Below are 16,151 nucleotides of genomic sequence, written 5' to 3' on the forward strand. Positions count from 1 at the left end.
AGCGGCTCAACGATCGCAGGCAACTGTTACAAACTAGAAGACTTGCGTGAATGGTGGGACTTTGAGGGCCATGTCTTTGCCAAGCAACATGCGCACAGCATCAGCACCTGGGTAATCGACTGGGCCGATGAAGCCTGCGCCGCCTTGCAAGAAAGGCCCAAGCGTTGGTACTGCATCGGAAACGTTGTAGTAGATTGGGGCGGGCAAGGTATTTGGATTTGGCAAATAGCCACCAAGCTCACGGGTGATCGCCAAGTGTTCGGCTTCGGTTGCGGCATGCTGGGCGGTTGTGGCGGCGATACGTGGTTCGCCAAGCTCAGCAAAGCGCCGAGTTGCGGCCAAATATGCACCGGTAAAGGCCGTTTCTGCTGCCATAAAGGTGTTGGTGTTGACCCCAAAATCGCTCAAGAACTTGGCAGGAACATAGAACTTATCGGTCAGCGCCTTACCACCAAAGCTTTCGACAACCTCAAGGTGATGCAATTCTGAGCTAAGCGCATACTTCAAATACAATAATTCTGCTTCGGATAGCCCAAATGGATTGCCCTTGATCGTGTTGTAATACGAGGTGATTGCCAGACGTTCAGCGGTAGCGGCTAACGACACAATCGTCAGTGGCGTATCTTTGGCATCATGGGCTTGAGCGTTGTAATCGGCTGCTGAAACATCATGCAGACCGAACATTGATGCAAAACTTGCGACCGCAATTCCACCGCCGACACCTTTCAAGAATCCGCGTCGTGACACATTCATACGTTGCCCCTCCTAACAAGAAATATGTTCAAACATCAATGATATGTATGATGTTCTTGTGGAGATATTCGCAACCTATCCCATTATGGATGTATCAATCATCTCACCCTTTGGGGTGATATTTTACTCTATGCTCAAATCAAGCCCCATGCTATACTAACCGATGGATGATGTTGTCACGGAGATGATCCATGGAACAAGAAGCCAAATACCGCGCAACGCAACCGATTCGCCCCAAACAACTTGAAGCCATTAATATCGCGCCGTTTAGCCTTGGCGAGCGGGTAACCGTCGAAATTCGCGATAGCATTTTGGATACCGCCAGCCGCCAACTCGATCAGCAGCGCTACACTCTACGTATCCGCCGGATTGACCAACAATTATGGCTAACCTTGAAACTGCCGGGCAAAGTTAAAGGTGCTGTCCATCAACGCCAAGAATTTGAGCATGAAATTACGCCGAATGTGCGCGATCATCCTGAATTGTGGCCCAGCGATATTCGCGAGCCACTGCAGGCAGTAATTGGCGACGAGCCATTATTGCCAATGCTGACCGTGCGCAATCGACGACGGCTCTGGCGGATCGAGCGCGATGGCCAAGAGATCGCCGAATTGGCACTTGATCGTGGCTCTTTGGTCAGTGGCGAACGTTCGTTGCCGTTCCACGAGATTGAAATCGAACTCAAAGGCGTAGGCACTGCTGCTGATCTCGCAGTGTTGGCCTCGATTTACACCACGCAACTGCCGCTGGAGCCAGAAACCCGCTCCAAGAGCCAGCGCGGAATGCTGCTTTTGAACCATGCCGAGCATCTCGAACAACTCAAACAAGCGGTTGATCGCACACCGATGGAGTCAACTAACAATTTGGCCGAAGCAGGGCGCTCAATTTTGGCCAAACATGTGCTGAAATTACACAAAGCTTGGCCAATCGCGGTAGTTGGCGATGATTCCGAGGGTGTGCATCAGATGCGCGTGGCAACCCGCCGCTTGCGCACAATTTTGGCGATTTTGGGTGAAACCCTCTACGAACCAGAAATTGTCGCCAAATTGCGGCGAGGTTTGCGCCAATGGGCCAGCGTTTTGGGCGCGGTGCGCGATGCCGATGTGTTTTTGGGTAAACTTGATGATCATCGCGCCGACTTGCCTGAGCAAGAACAAGCAGGCTATGCACCCTTGATCGAGTCGATCAGCCAGCAGCGAGATGCGGCACGGGTTGAATTATTGAGCTTTTTGGAAAGCCGCAAAGCCAGTAAATTTGCCCAGCGTTTGACCGACTTTGTACTGACTGCCGGCGCTGGAGTGCGCGAGGCTGATACTAGCGAGGGCCGAGTCGAGCGTAGTTTGGTGCGACATTGGGTTGGCAGCACGGTTTGGAGCCACTACGAGCGCATTCGCGCCTACGATGTGATCTTAAATGATGCACCAGTGGAGAGTTTGCACCGCCTGCGGATTGAAATTAAGCATCTGCGCTATACGCTTGAGCTATTTAGCGCGGCCTTGGCCGAAGAACACGAATCGCTGCTTGAGCAATTAGTCACCGCTCAAGATTATCTGGGCGATTTGCAAGATGCCGAGGTGGCTTTGGCGGTGGTTGAACAAAGTTTAGCCGAAAACCCTGAAAACGGTGCACTCTTGGCCTATCAAGCTGCCAAGCAGCAAGAGCATGATCAGCTTCAGTTGAATGCACCCAAAATACTGCGCTCGTTGTTTGATCTACCCTTCCGACGACGTTTGGCCTCGATTCTTTCAAAGTTGTAGGATTCAAGCATCGGGCGTAAGGAGTAAAAAACCTGCCATGGTTTGAGCATGGCAGGTCTGATCAATTGGGTTTAGATGATAAATTCGCTACGGCTGCGGCCACGAGCTTGTTCAATTTCGTGGCGGCGAGCATCGTAGCCTTCGCGACCCATCAAGGCGTAGGTAGCGATTTTACCAGCCTCAACTCCAGGCTGATCAAAAGCATTGATGTTGTACAACTCGCCAGCAAAGGCGGTTTGCATTTCGAGCATGTAGTAGAATTGCCCAAGCGTAAAGGCATTGACTGCTGGGAAATAATGGGCAATGCTGGGGCGACCAGCTTCGGCAATCGCCAACTGGGTTGCTTCGCCCTCGGCTTTGAGCAATTGGCTAAAGCTCTTGCCATCAAGATACGAAAGCTCGTTGATATCGGGGTAGGCATTGCTCAACGGTGCTTCCACTTGGAACTGCTCAACAAACAAGAAGTGCATCAATTTATCGAATGGGCCTTCAGCATAGAGTTGCACTTGCGAATGTTGGTCGGTCGCGCCCAACGATTTGATTGGTGTAGGGCCAACATTGACCACATTGCCAGCCCGATCAACCCGCTTGCCCAAACTTTCAGCCCACAATTGGCGGAACCAATCAGCCACATCGCGTAAACGCTGAGCATAGGGCATCATCACAACCATATTCTTACCCTTCTTATCGAGCAAGAATTGGATTAATGCACACATTGCGGCGGGATTTTTGCGCGGGTCGCGCTCTTGGCTACGTTTGTCAGCATAGGCTGCCCCCGCCAACAATTCATCAATATCGATGCCAGTAACAGCCGCTGGGAACAAGCCAACTGCGCAAAGTTCCGAGAAGCGGCCACCAACGCTGGCTGGTAAGGGCAAGGTTGGGTAGCCCTCGCGATCAGCAATTTGGCGCAAGGCTCCCTTCTTAGGGTCTGTCGTCAACACCAAGTGATCAACTAATTTATCCTTACCAAGGCGTTTGGCCAAGGCTTCGCGGAAGTAAATGAAGGATGCCATGGTTTCGGCAGTCGTGCCCGATTTGGTGATCACATTGAACACGGTGCGCTCAAGATCAAGCACATCGAGCAAGCCAGCGTTTAATTCAGGGTCAACATTATCGGGTACAAACAACGTGGGGCCACGGCGCAATTCACGCGGCAAATTATTATAAAATGGGTGCTGGAGAGCCGTTTGGGTTGCGATTGGGCCAAGCGCTGAGCCACCAATGCCTAAAACCACCAACGTGTCGGCGCGAGCACGCACAGCTTGGGCTTGAGCAATAATTTCACTGGTATCTTGATAGGGCAAATCCATCCAGCCGAGATCGGCGCGTTGAGCATAGACAGCTTCAATCGCGGCGGCGGCATGGGGCAATGCTGCCTCAATTTCAGCCTCAGTCAATCCATGTTCACCAATCACATCGGCCATCACATTGTTGTAATCAAAGCGAATAGCTTGAGTACTCATGACACTCCTTATTGTTTGCGAAATTGGGTCTTTGTCGTAGGCTGCGGCGGTGCAGTTGCAAGGCTTCGTTGCCCAGCGGCCAACTTTGCCCATCGTACCACACTCAGCGCGTGCTGGTGGTAGTATTCTCTTCACCAGCCACAAGCGTGCCACCATTAATCTCACAATTGAGCAATTGACGTTTGGGGCTGAACACCGCTTCAAGCTCGATACGACTGTAGCAGCGATCATCAACCAAGGTTTTGCGCACAAACAAGTTATCATCCTCGTCGCGCTGTGATAGATCGTTGCGGCTATCAATTCGCACCCGAATCAGGCTGCCACAACGTTTGCAGCGCACCTGCAAATAAATTCCAGCATCGCTGGCAGGTTGGCTGCTACTGCCAAAAAGCTTACGCAAAAAACTCATACACACTCCTCAACGTTTGGGTATCGTTACGCTAACCACGAATATACCAGCAACCACATAGCTTAGCTGACAATACGCTCAACCTCAACCAAATTATCGTAGAACGTTGCACCGCCGCCCATATCCGAAAGCGCTTGGGGTGTGGTATGGTTGACGTTGCGGCCATCGACGGTTAGCTCCGACCACCAAATTGATGGCGCAACCACCACAGCTTGCCGCACCCGATCAGTCACCACTGCTGTTGCCACAAAACCGCCACGATCGTTGCGAATCAATACTTGATCGCCATCGTCGATATTGCGCTCAATCGCATCAAGTGGATTAATTTCTAGGGTCGGGCCACTTTCGTAGCGCTGCAAAATATTGCCAAAGGTGCTATTTAAAAAGTGATGGGCTGGCGGCGAAATTAGGGTCAATGGATAGCGCTCAGCCAAACGTGGGTTAGTCACTGGGCTTTCGTAAGGCGCGGTATAGGTCGGCAATGGATCAAAACCATCAGCCAACATCCGTTCAGAATAGAGTTCGCACTTGCCCGATGGTGTGAGAAAATTGCCCTCAGCAAACGGTGCCCAATTGCTTGGTACATTTAAACGCAGCCAACCCGCTTCTTGCAAACGTTCGAGGGTAATGCCTGCCAAGGCTGGATGATTTGAATTGAGTGCTTGGCGAGCGATCGTTTGATCATCATCGCTAAAACATGGCTCGCTAAAGCCCATTTTGGCCGCCAAGCGCCGAAACAACTCGGTATTCGGAATCGCCTCGCCTAGCGGCTCAATCGCTTGGTTGCTCCAAGCTAAATACCAGTGACCATAGGCTTTATGTAAATCTACATGCTCTAGTTGGGTGGTTGCAGGCAAAATAATATCAGCGTAGCGCGTCGTGTCGGTGTAAAACTGCTCGTGCACCACCGTGAACAAATCTTCGCGCTCCAAGCCACGCTTGACTGCTTCCAAATCGGGGGCCACGCTCGCCGGATTAGAATTGTAGACAAACAAAGCTTGCACTGGCGGGTCGTTTAATTCGGTCAGGGCATCACCAAGCTGATTCATATTGATCATGCGAGTGCCAGCAGGAATCAGATCAGGGCGCTCCAAGGCCGCATTATTAATTGGAAATGTGCCGCTAGTGGAAAGCAAAATGCCGCCTGCTCGCTCACGCCACGAACCGATTACCGCAGGCAAACAAGCCAAAGTACGCACGGCCATGCCGCCGCCAGCGTGGCGTTGCAAGCCATAATTAATCCGAATCGCAGCGGGTGCAGTCGTAGCATATTCGTGGGCCAATTGCTCAATCGTTGCGACATCCAAACCAGTCAATTCGGCCACAAGCTCTGGCGGATATTCCTGCACGCGCTGGCGCAATTGTTCGCCACCAAGACAATATTCATCAAGATAGGCTTGATCCTGCAAGCCATCACGAAAAATAATATGCATCATGCCCAGCGCCAAGGCAGCATCAGTGCCTGGCAAAGGTGCAATATGCCAATCGCATTGGGCGGCAGTGCGCGAACGCCAAGGATCGATCGCAATCACCCGTGCGCCAGCTTTACGTGCCGCCTTGATGAAGGTCCACAAGTGCACATTCGACGTGAGTGTGTTGGTTCCCCACAAAATAATTAATTTGGCATCAACATAGGCCTCGGGGTCAGTGCCAACACTCGCGCCAACCGTATAGCGATAGCCAGTTGCCCCAGCGCTGGCACAAATCGTGCGGTCGAGCAATGAAGCGCCCAAACGATGGAAAAAGCGTCGATCCATCGAGCCATAATGCAGCAAACCCATAGTGCCAGCATAGGAGTAGGGCAAAATTGATTGCGGGCCATGGCTAGTGCTGATTGCTTGCAAACATTCGGCGATGGTTGTTAAGGCTTCGTCCCACGAGATCCGTTCGAATTGGCCTGCACCCTTGGGACCAACCCGCTTGGCCGGATACAACAACCGGCCTTGGTGGTAGGTACGCTCAACATAGCGCGAGACTTTGGTGCACAAAAAACCATTGGTTATAGGGTGCTCAGGGTTGCCCTGAATCTTAATCGCCTTACCATCCTGCACGGTTACAAGCATCGAGCAGGTATCGGGGCAATCGTGGGGGCAAACCGCATGAATAATCTGCTGATCAAGGGCAATCGTTGTCATGGCATCAATCGGGCTGAAAAACCCGCCTCCTTCGCAGTTGTTGCCAACTACTATACAACTTTTCGTTTTTTTCAACGAATTATCAGCTGCATGTTATGGAAACTTCACCCCCAATGTGCTTGAATAGGGTATTGAATCGCAGATCTATCCGTGATATAGTGGTCTATCATTAGGCTTTTCTATAGCAGTAGAAAGTCGGTGCTTACTTGAAAAACGTACTCGAAGTTCTGATGGGGGCAGCCCGTCAGCATCGTTATCTAACGCACGACCAAGTGCTGCTCCACCTTCCTCCCTCCGACAAAAACACAGCGCTGTTCGACGAATTGTGTGTCCGCTGCCAAGCAGAAGATATTCCAATTTTGGAAGAACCGCCAACCGCTGCAGTGCATCTCCGTTCACGCGATGTCGATGATGACGATCTCGAACGGTCTCTGATTCGGGAAGGGGTAAGCCTCGATGATCCGGTGCGCATGTATTTGCGCGAAATTGGCCAAGTGCATCTCTTAACCGCCCACGAAGAAACCATGTTGGCCAAACAATTGGAACGCGGCGAACGCGCAATGATTCGGCTCGCCCGCCACGAATATCTCCTCGAAGAAAAAGCCCGCCTGCAACAGCAAGTTCTCGAAAGCGAAGCAGCCCGTCAACATCTCATCCAAGCCAATTTACGCCTCGTGGTGTCGATTGCAAAAAAATATGTTGGCCGCGGCATGTCGTTTTTAGATTTAATTCAAGAGGGCAATATTGGCCTGATGCGGGCAACCGAGAAGTTCGATTATCACAAGGGCTTTAAGTTCTCAACCTATGCAACATGGTGGATTCGCCAAGCAATTACGCGCTCGATCTCTGATCATAGTCGCACTATTCGCCTGCCAGTTCACGTGGGCGAGACGATCAATCGGGTCAAGCGCACGGCCCACAAGTTGCAACAAGCCTTAGAGCGTGAGCCAAGTGCCGAGGAGATTGGCGAAGCCCTTGGGTTGCCCGCCGATAAAGTGCGGCGCGTGCTCGAAGTTGCCCGTCAGCCAGTTTCGCTGGAAACGCCCGTTGGCAACGAAGGCGATAGTGTGTTAGGCGATTTTATCGAAGATGATCGCTCATCCGAGCCACTTGATCATGCGACCGAGCATTTATTGCGCGAACAACTTGATGAAGTGCTGTGCAAGCTCGATGAGCGTGAACGGCGGATTATTGAGCTACGCTATGGCTTGGTCGATGGCAAATATCGTACCCTTGAAGAAGTTGGCCGCGAATTTGGCATTACCCGCGAGCGAATTCGCCAAATTGAGGCCAAAGTACTGCGAAAACTGCGCCACCCAGCGTTTGGTGGGCGCAAATTGCGAGCCTATCTTGAATAACTAAGTTGCAGATTGAACGGCAAAGCAACACACGCGTAGCGCGGACATAATGCCGTGATGCGCGTGTGTTAGTTTTTAATCAACACCACAATCGGAGGTTGTCAGATGGAAACGATTCAAGCTGATGCTGCATTAACCCAACTCGCCAGTATGTGCCATGCCCTCGGCCATCCATTGCGCTTAGGCATTGTGCGCTACATCGCTCAGCATCCTCGCTGTATTTGTAATGATATTGTGCAGCGAACCAATCGTGCTCAATCGACAATCTCGGAACATTTGCGGGTGTTAGCTCAAGCTGGCGTGGTGGAAAGCGAACAGGAAGGCCAAGCCACGGTCTATTGGCTGGCTCCGCAGACACTCAAACTGTTAGAGCAAGAAGTTGAGCAACTTTGTGATTCTGCCCAACAAAAAACGGCCGCTGAGCGCTGTGCTCAACGACCGTTGTGGTATCAGCTCAATCGTTAGATTAGTCGTTCAATGGCTGACCAGTGTATGGATCAAACCGTGGTTTTTCTGGTTGGGCTGGAGCTGGATTGATTGGTTGACCCGTTTGTGGATCAAACTTCCAATTGCTTTGTGGTGCAGCCGAGTTAGCGTTGCTGGTTTGAGCATTGTTAACCGCAGTTTTGACCTTGTTGAACACATTTTGGGCTTGGTTACGCATTTCATCAATCCCGCTGTTGATGCCTGGGCTTGGCAAGCCAGGTGCGGTTACCACTGGCAACACGGCCCACAAAATGATGTAGAGCAACACGCCCGAACCACCAGCCAAGGTCACTAGCACAAAGGCCAAGCGCACCAAGGTTACATCAAAAGCGAAATATTGAGCCAAGCCCGTACACACACCAGCAATCATTTGATCTTGTTGAACACGCACTAAGCGATTTGAATTTTGCATTGTAAACTCCTTATTTGGCTGCAACTTGTGGTTGCTTATCTGCTAACTAGGACGTAGGCCAGCAAAAATTTGTTGCAGCAATCATGCTTGGATTGTCAAGCAAATGAGCGAAAAGCCTTCCTTCGCGTTCTTCGTGCCCTTCGTGGCTCCATAGTTCATCTTTGGAGCACCGAAGATTCATGCTTGCATAAAATACGAACGTATGGTATTTTATCAATATGAGTCGCAAAGATAGTGCCAAAGAACTTATTTTGAATAAAGCAGTGCAGATGGCTTCGGTTGCTGGCCTGAATGGCTTGACGATTGGGAGCTTGGCTGAGGCTGTCGCCATGTCCAAGGGCGGTATCAGCGCTCACTTCAAATCGAAGACTGAACTGCAAGTTGCGGCGGTTGATCGCGCCTCTGAGCTGTTTCAAGCAGCGGTGATTGGTCAAGTGCTGGCCGAGCCAGCTGGAATTGCCCGCCTTAGCAAGCTTTGCGATTCGTGGTTTAGCTATTTGCAGCAGGGCATTTTTCTAGGCGGCTGTTTTTTTACCAACGCTGTGCTTGAGCTTGATGATTTGGATAACTCGGAAGTGCGGGCGGCTGTGCTGCGCTATTATCATAATTATCTAAATTTTATTGAGCAATGCATCGCCGAAACCGTGCAGCTCGGCCAGTTTCGCCACGATACGCCAATTGCCGAGGTTGCGCTGCAATTCCATGGCATCGAAATCGCCGCGCTGGTTTGGCGAGCAGTGCGTTCTCACGAAGCTCAATTTGCCACCGCCCGCGCCGCCATCGACAATTTAATTGCCACCTATCGCAGCTAAAATTTTTTAGCATCAATAAAACACGAACGTCCGTATTTATAAGGAGTTGTTATGCAGATCAATGTAACCTACATCGGCACAGCCACGGTCTTGTTGGAAATTGACGGCCTGCGGATTTTGACCGATCCGGTGTTTGATCCGGCTGGGAGTGCGCGGGTTTACCAGGTGCGGCCACAGGTTGAATTTGCGTTGTACAAGCAAACCCCAGCGGCCTTGCCAGCAAGCGAAATTGGCGCGATTGATCTGGTTTTGCTCTCGCACCACGATCATTATGATAATTTGGATGATGCAGGCCGCGCCTTGTTGCCGAACGCAGGCCATGTGTTGACCACCGAATCGGGCCGCCAGCGCTTGCAACAACAGGGCGCAACCAACGTGCAAGGCCTCGCCGAGTGGCAATCGATTACAGTTAACACGCCCCAAGACTTGCCGCTGACGATCACCGCCGTGCCAGCCCAACATGGCCCGGTCGAGTTGCTACCGATTATTGGCGAGGTGATTGGCTTTGTGTTGGAATACCCAGCTTTTGAGCATGGGCCAATTTATATTTCTGGCGACACCGTTTTGTTTGATGGAATTACGGCGATTGCTGAACGCTACGCGATTGGTACGGTCTTTTTGCATGTTGGGGCAGCCCAATTTGCGCCAACCGGCCCAACTTTATTTACCTTTGATGCAACTCAGGCCTATCAAGCGGCGCAACTACTCAAGCCCCAAAGCTTGATTCCAATTCATTTTGATGGTTGGCAGCACTTTAGCCAAGGCCAAGCAGAAATTGATCAAGCTTTTGCTGGGAGCGACATTCAACCACGTTGGCTGGATTTAGGGGTTGAAACTAAGCTAACGGTTTGAGATTCTTTCACTCCCAGCCCTCATCTCGCGGATGGGAGAGAGGTTTATTACAATACAAGGGTAGCTTTTAAGACCCCTCACCCCTAGCCCCTCGCCCACTGCGGCGGGAGAAGGGCGTTCTAACCGACCCGCTAGTTCCCCCTCGCCTCGCTCGGCGGGAGAGGGGGCAGGGGGTGAGGGCAGGTCAATCGACGGCAAATTACACCCAATTATCATTAAAACCTACCCTTATAATGAGGGGGGAACGATCAAATCACGCCTTTGGTGCTGGGAATCGCATCGCCCAAACGTGGATCATGTTTGGTGGCGCTATCGAGTGCCCTCGCCAAAGCTTTGAATAAGGCTTCGGCCTTGTGGTGGTCGTTGCGGCCATATTCGATTTTCGCATGCAAATTCATGCGGGCATGAATCGCAATACTTTCAAACACATGCTCAACCAAATCGCAGGTCAAGCCACCGATACTAGGGTTTGTCCAGCTAAAGTTGAGCACATGAAACGGTCGGCCACTCAGATCAAGCGCAACAAACGCCAGCGCCTCATCCATCGGCACATAAGCATGGGCGGTGCGGGTGATACCAGCCTTATCGCCCAGCGCCCGATCAATCGCCATGCCCAAGCAAATTGCCACATCTTCGACCGAATGATGGTCGTCGATATGTAAATCGCCATTGCAGGTCACTGCTAAATCAAATTGACCGTGGCGAGCGAAACTCTCCAACATATGGTTATACATCCCGATGCCCGTATTGATCGCCACTTGACCAGAGCCATCGAGATTGAGCGTGAGCTTAATTTGGGTTTCACGGGTGTTACGTTCGATCGTTGCAATCCGAGCCATACTTATGCATCCTTTCGCTAAAGCTGCCTGATCGTACCTGCTCTGGCGATTTTTGCCAACCAGTCTTGATAACGATTTCACGCTGATAGCTCATCGCCATCTCATCAAATTTTCATCAGAATTTCAGATTAGCGCAGCATACTAGATTGGCCTGAATCATTGTTCAGGCATTAATTTGTGAAATGGATGCGCAATTATGAAGGTTAGCCTCAATCGTCGCTGGTTCCCGTTGTTGGGAGCTTTTGCTGCCTACATCGCTTGGGATCTCGTCGATCATCAAGTTCTCACGCCGCGCTCGCCAGTGTGGCTGTGTTATTTGATCGATTGGGGCGTGGCTGGGATGGCAGGTTGGTCGATTTTTATCCTGCTCGAACGCCAATATCAGCATAAAAAACCGCTGATCGATGCCAGCACGATCAACTTGCCGCCAGCGGTATTTGCCCAATTAACCCAAGCCGCCCAAGGCTTGCAGGGCGAAATTCACGAGCTGCAACAAGCAATCGGCAATTCAATCAACGAAGAGGGCATTCAACAGCAGCGCAGCTTGCGGCAGGCTTTGGTTGCCAGCTATCGGGCGCAGGCAATTCTTGAGGAAGTTAGCGGTATAGTCGATAAGCCGCAAGTTGCTCCGCCGCCAGTTGAACAATTGATCACCCAGCGCTCTTAGGCTGTGGTAGCATAACGATCATATTTTGCTACGAGGCCGCTGATGATTGCGATCGATGCTCGTTTGAATGCCTACCGCCATGGTGGCATTGCCCAATACACCCAAAAATTGCTGACCTACTTGCCCAAGATCGCGCCTGAGCAACAATGGTTAGTACTGGAGCATCGCAAAAGCCCCAAGCCCTTGGCGCTTGGCCCCAACATTCAGCGAGCACGCTTATTCACCCCACCCCATCATCGCTTAGAACAAGTGCTTTTGCCCATGGAAATTGGCCTGCGCCGCCCCAAACTGCTGCACTCGCCTGATTTTATTCCGCCGCTGTATCGCACCTTTCCAGCCGTGATCACCGTGCATGACTTAGCATTTAAATTGTTTCCTGAAATTTTGGATGCCAACGCCAGCCGTTATTATGGCCAAATTGAGCGAGCGCTGGCCTCAGCCAATGCAATTATTGCCGATTCGCAGAGCACCGCCAACGATCTGACCAACTTGTTAAATGTTGATCCAGCGCGAATTGATGTGATTCATCTGGCAACCGATATGCAACCAATCGCGCTCGCCAGCGTTGCTCAACGCCAAATTGGCAACAATATTTGGCAGGCTGATCAATTTATGCTGTTTGTTTCAACCCTAGAGCCACGCAAAAATATCCCAATGTTGCTACGAGCCTTGCGAATTGCCGTTGATCGCAAGCCGCAAGCTGGCTATCGCTTGGCGTTGGCGGGGCGGCGCGGCTGGCTCGATGGCGAAATTTGGCAAACCCTCGCTGAATTACACTTAGAAGATGTTGTGACTTGGATCGATAGCCCAAGCGATGAGGAAATTCGCTGGCTGTTGAGCGCCTGCCGCTTGTATCTCAACCCTTCGCGCTATGAAGGCTTCGGCTTACCAGCCTTAGAAGCCTTGGCTTGTGGCGCGGCGGTAGTGGTAGCTGATGCCTCAAGTTTGCCTGAAGTGGTCGGCGATGCTGGCCTCAAATTGCCAGTTGCTGATCCGCTAGCCTGGGCTGATACGATTGAACATTTGTGGGAAGATCAAACTGCTCGGCAAGTTTTGCGCGATCAAGCCCCTGCCCAGGCCGCTAAATTTTCATGGCAACGCACTGCTGAGCAAACCTTGGCAGTTTATCGGCGCGTGCTTGATTAATACCCTCACCCCAACCCCTCTCCCACTGCGGCGGGCGAGGGGCTTTTGGTTTCGTGGTTCCCCCTAGCCTATTAGTTAACTGGAGTTTGCAGGGTAAAGACAAAGCGTGCGCCATGCTGAGGCTGGCTTTCAACCCAAACGTTGCCACCATGGGCCTCAACAATCGCCCGTACAATCGCCAAGCCCAAACCTGCCCCGCCATAATCACGCGAACGCGATTTTTCGCCGCGATAGGTACGCTCGAAAATATGTGGTAAATCGTCGGGCTGAATGCCTTCGCCAGTGTCGCTAACTTCGACATGCACGGTTTGGTTGATCGTTTGGGCCTGAATCGCGATTGTGCCATCGCTCGGCGTGTGGCGCAGCGCATTGCTAATCAAGTTATACAACACTCGTTGCAATTTGGGCGCATTCATCAGCACCAAATCGGCTTCGGGCGCGACGCTACCACGCAATTGCACGCCATGGGCTGCGGCATGCGGCTGCAAGTTGCTCAGCGTATCAGAGATTAAATCGCCGAGCGAGGCGCGTTCTAGTTCCAAACGCAACACTCCAGCATCAAGTTGGGCCATCTCAAATAAATCATCAACTAAGGTGCTTAGGTTAGTCAATTGAGAATTGGCCGAATTGAGGTAGCGCTGCTGCATGGCTGGCTCAGTTACCACACCATCAGCTAAGGCCTCGATCATCGCCCGCACCGCCGTCAACGGGGTACGCAAATCGTGCGAGATCGCCGCAATCAAATCGCGGCGCGATTGTTCAAGCTCGTGCTGGCGCTCAGCACTTTGGGCTAAAGCATCGGCCATTTGGTTAAAATCGGCGGCCAAAATACTGACTTCATCATTACCATGTTCAGGAATTCGCAAAGCCAAATCGCCCTTGGCCAGCGCAGCGGCTCCTGCGCGAACCTCGGCCAAACGCGCCACCAAGACATTACCAACCGCAATGCTAAACCCCAAAGCCAGCACCAACATAAAAATCAAAACCAATAAGAGCAAGGGCAAATCGTGGTCGGTACTGATGAACATGGCCCGCGCTACGCCTTGCAACAAGGCCGCAACCAAAATTCCACCAAGGCCAATCGCGGCAATAATTTGCGCTCGCAAACTACGCAACAGCGAGAGCATCCGGCTTTGTAAGGCGACGATTGCCACGATGCCAGCACCAAAGCCCAGCGAGCCAAACAGCTTGATGATGCCTTCTAATTCGCTCATTGGCAGCATCAAGCCAAAGTGACCGACCAAACTTACCAAGCCCAGAGCAATCGCCAAGGTCAACAACAAAAGGCTCGATTGATGCAAAAAACGTCTCATTGTTCGCCTGCGCTGAGTTTGTAGCCCACGCCCCAAACTGTTTGCAAATAACGCGGGGCAGTCGGATCGTCTTCGATTTTTTCGCGCAAGCGCCGAATATGCACCGTCACGGTGCTGGTATCGGCAGAAAATGTATAGCCCCAAACGAGTTCCATCAGTTGGTCGCGGGTAAACACACGCTCGCGATGGCGTGCCAAAAAATAGAGCAAATCAAACTCACGCGCAGTTAGGCTGATCGATTTGCCCGCCACTTGCACATCACGAGTGCGCGGATCGACCCGCAGTGCGCCAAGTTCAATTGGGCGTTCGTCGGGTGGTGGAGCATCGGGCTGCGGCTGAACACGGCGCAACACCGCTTCCACCCGGGCCACCAATTCGCGTGGGCTAAATGGCTTGACCACATAATCATCAGCACCAACCCCGAGGCCAATGATGCGATCGTTCTCCTCGCTCTTGGCGGTGAGCATAATCACTGGCGTGCGGCGATCGCTCTGCAAGCGCCGACAAACTTCTAAGCCAGTCACTTTGGGCAACATCAGATCAAGCACGACCAAATCGGGTGGTTGCTGACGCGCCAAGCGCAAAGCGGCCTCGCCATCGCTGGCCTCAAGCACCGTATGGCCTTCGCGCCGCAAATACAAGCCTACCACTTCGCGAATATTCGGTTCGTCATCAACCACCAAAATATTGGCCATACCTCATCCTTTTTTTAGGGTTCAGGGGCTAGGAGTCAGGGATTAGAATATTGATCCACGAAGGACACGAAGGGCTGTTGTTTCGCCACAGATTGCCCCAGATTTGTTTGATTAGCCCTATATGCTGATCGGCCTGATCCCTAGCCTCTGCCCCCTGATCCCTATATTCTTTTTGCCTTTTGCCTTTTGCCTTCTGACTTTATTCTACTGGATTGGCGCAACTGCCATCAAGACTTGATATTTTTCGCACCAAATGACCACATTGGCATAGAGCGCAGGATCGAAATCGGCAGGCAGGCTGTAGTTTTGGTTGCCCTCGGAGCCTTTGAGTTTGCCTAATTCAAGGTAGCCCGCTTGTAAATCGCTGGGTTGGTTAATTTCGGCTGCCTTAGCGACAAAAATATACATATCTGGCCCTGCTTCAACGAAGAAATCGCTGAGGCGCAACAAATTGCTGCCATCGGGCTGCTGATAGAGCGTTGCAATCCCGCCACTTTTGTGATCGATGCCGCGAAAACTGCCCGAACCCAACACAACAGGTTCGGCTGGCACGGTGGTTGGCTCAACTCGCGCTTCGGTGGTTGGCTCAACGGTTGGCTGGATCATCGTATCAGCCGTTGGTATTACGGTTGGTTGCATCATATCGTCAGCCGTTGGCATTGCGGTTGGTTGCATCATATCATCGGTCATCGACATCGCATCGGTCGGTTGCATCATATCATCGGTCATCGTCAGGGCATCAGTTTGCATCATGCTATCCATAGTTGGTTGAGCTGTAGCCATGGCTGCACTACTAGTGGTTGGAAAAGGCTCATCGACCTTGGTTGGAGCCGTTCCACAAGCCGTTAACAACCCAAAAATAATAATCGTTGTTGAATATCGCAATTTCATCGCCGCTAGCCTCCATAAAATGTCATAGCCTAGTTATAACCGCCAGCACTTAACCAAGCCTTGCCAAAAACTTACAAAACCCTAAACAAACCCACCCTAGAACTAAAGACTGATATGCAATTATTGGCATAGCGATATACTAATTCAATCAACATTCCAA

At 51.6% G+C, this 16,151-nt stretch carries 16 protein-coding genes; 7 read left to right on the forward strand and 9 right to left on the reverse strand.

The annotated features are described in order from the left end of the window. Positions 1–33: 33 nt before the first annotated feature. The gene (locus tag DEF47_RS18945; protein ID WP_012192199.1) at positions 34–753 is read right to left on the reverse strand and encodes a twin-arginine translocation signal domain-containing protein; all 720 of its coding nucleotides are present in this window, start codon (positions 751–753) and stop codon (positions 34–36) included. 191 nt (positions 754–944) lie between these two features. Between DEF47_RS18945 and DEF47_RS18950 the strand changes: the two genes are divergently transcribed. After that, entirely contained in the window at positions 945–2,510 is a 1,566-nt protein-coding gene (locus DEF47_RS18950; protein ID WP_012192198.1) for a CYTH and CHAD domain-containing protein, read from the forward strand. A gap of 71 nt (positions 2,511–2,581) precedes the next feature. Here DEF47_RS18950 and DEF47_RS18955 read toward each other — a convergent pair whose 3' ends face one another. From DEF47_RS18955 to DEF47_RS18965, 3 genes are all read right to left on the reverse strand, one after another. Next, the gene (locus DEF47_RS18955) at positions 2,582–3,976 is read right to left on the reverse strand and encodes a glucose-6-phosphate isomerase (protein WP_012192197.1); all 1,395 of its coding nucleotides are present in this window, start codon (positions 3,974–3,976) and stop codon (positions 2,582–2,584) included. 103 nt (positions 3,977–4,079) lie between these two features. Further along, positions 4,080–4,385, reverse strand: a complete 306-nt coding sequence (locus DEF47_RS18960) for a hypothetical protein (protein ID WP_012192196.1) — start codon at positions 4,383–4,385, stop codon at positions 4,080–4,082. A gap of 62 nt (positions 4,386–4,447) precedes the next feature. Continuing rightward, positions 4,448–6,520, reverse strand: a complete 2,073-nt coding sequence (locus DEF47_RS18965) for a molybdopterin-containing oxidoreductase family protein (protein WP_012192195.1) — start codon at positions 6,518–6,520, stop codon at positions 4,448–4,450. Positions 6,521–6,750: 230 nt separating this feature from the next. On the opposite strand from DEF47_RS18965, the gene rpoD reads away from it, so the two are divergent. Continuing rightward, complete coding sequence (rpoD, locus tag DEF47_RS18970; protein ID WP_012192194.1) at positions 6,751–7,878, forward strand: RNA polymerase sigma factor RpoD; 1,128 nt, start codon at positions 6,751–6,753, stop codon at positions 7,876–7,878. 105 nt (positions 7,879–7,983) lie between these two features. Further along, entirely contained in the window at positions 7,984–8,343 is a 360-nt protein-coding gene (locus tag DEF47_RS18975; protein WP_012192193.1) for an ArsR/SmtB family transcription factor, read from the forward strand. Between the two features lies 1 nt (position 8,344). Here DEF47_RS18975 and DEF47_RS18980 read toward each other — a convergent pair whose 3' ends face one another. Beyond that, complete coding sequence (locus DEF47_RS18980) at positions 8,345–8,776, reverse strand: PspC domain-containing protein (protein WP_012192192.1); 432 nt, start codon at positions 8,774–8,776, stop codon at positions 8,345–8,347. A 218-nt stretch (positions 8,777–8,994) separates the two neighbouring features. Between DEF47_RS18980 and DEF47_RS18985 the strand changes: the two genes are divergently transcribed. Beyond that, positions 8,995–9,588 (forward strand): TetR/AcrR family transcriptional regulator, encoded by a 594-nt coding sequence (locus DEF47_RS18985; protein ID WP_012192191.1) that lies wholly within the window; start codon positions 8,995–8,997, stop codon positions 9,586–9,588. A gap of 51 nt (positions 9,589–9,639) precedes the next feature. Beyond that, complete coding sequence (locus tag DEF47_RS18990; RefSeq protein WP_287045294.1) at positions 9,640–10,440, forward strand: MBL fold metallo-hydrolase; 801 nt, start codon at positions 9,640–9,642, stop codon at positions 10,438–10,440. A gap of 248 nt (positions 10,441–10,688) precedes the next feature. Here DEF47_RS18990 and hisB read toward each other — a convergent pair whose 3' ends face one another. After that, positions 10,689–11,279, reverse strand: a complete 591-nt coding sequence (gene hisB, locus DEF47_RS18995) for an imidazoleglycerol-phosphate dehydratase HisB (protein ID WP_012192189.1) — start codon at positions 11,277–11,279, stop codon at positions 10,689–10,691. Between the two features lie 196 nt (positions 11,280–11,475). On the opposite strand from hisB, the gene DEF47_RS19000 reads away from it, so the two are divergent. Together DEF47_RS19000 and DEF47_RS19005 are read left to right on the forward strand one after the other, a co-directional pair. Next, positions 11,476–11,946, forward strand: coding sequence for a hypothetical protein (locus DEF47_RS19000; protein ID WP_012192188.1), 471 nt, complete (start codon positions 11,476–11,478; stop codon positions 11,944–11,946). A gap of 42 nt (positions 11,947–11,988) precedes the next feature. Then, complete coding sequence (locus tag DEF47_RS19005; protein ID WP_012192187.1) at positions 11,989–13,092, forward strand: glycosyltransferase family 4 protein; 1,104 nt, start codon at positions 11,989–11,991, stop codon at positions 13,090–13,092. 71 nt (positions 13,093–13,163) lie between these two features. Here DEF47_RS19005 and DEF47_RS19010 read toward each other — a convergent pair whose 3' ends face one another. The 3 genes from DEF47_RS19010 to DEF47_RS19020 form a co-directional block, all read right to left on the reverse strand. Then, positions 13,164–14,405 carry a sensor histidine kinase gene (locus DEF47_RS19010; protein ID WP_012192186.1) on the reverse strand — a complete coding sequence of 414 codons (1,242 nt, stop codon included), beginning with the start codon at positions 14,403–14,405 and terminating at the stop codon, positions 13,164–13,166. Beyond that, the gene (locus tag DEF47_RS19015; protein WP_012192185.1) at positions 14,402–15,100 is read right to left on the reverse strand and encodes a response regulator transcription factor; all 699 of its coding nucleotides are present in this window, start codon (positions 15,098–15,100) and stop codon (positions 14,402–14,404) included. Before DEF47_RS19015 ends, DEF47_RS19010 begins: the two co-directional genes overlap by 4 nt. Before the next feature lie 204 nt (positions 15,101–15,304). Continuing rightward, entirely contained in the window at positions 15,305–15,991 is a 687-nt protein-coding gene (locus tag DEF47_RS19020) for a DM13 domain-containing protein (RefSeq protein ID WP_012192184.1), read from the reverse strand. Between the last annotated feature and the right edge of the window lie 160 nt (positions 15,992–16,151).

The sequence above is a fragment of the Herpetosiphon sp. genome (genome assembly GCF_003512625.1).
GTDB classification, from domain to species: domain Bacteria; phylum Chloroflexota; class Chloroflexia; order Chloroflexales; family Herpetosiphonaceae; genus Herpetosiphon; species Herpetosiphon aurantiacus.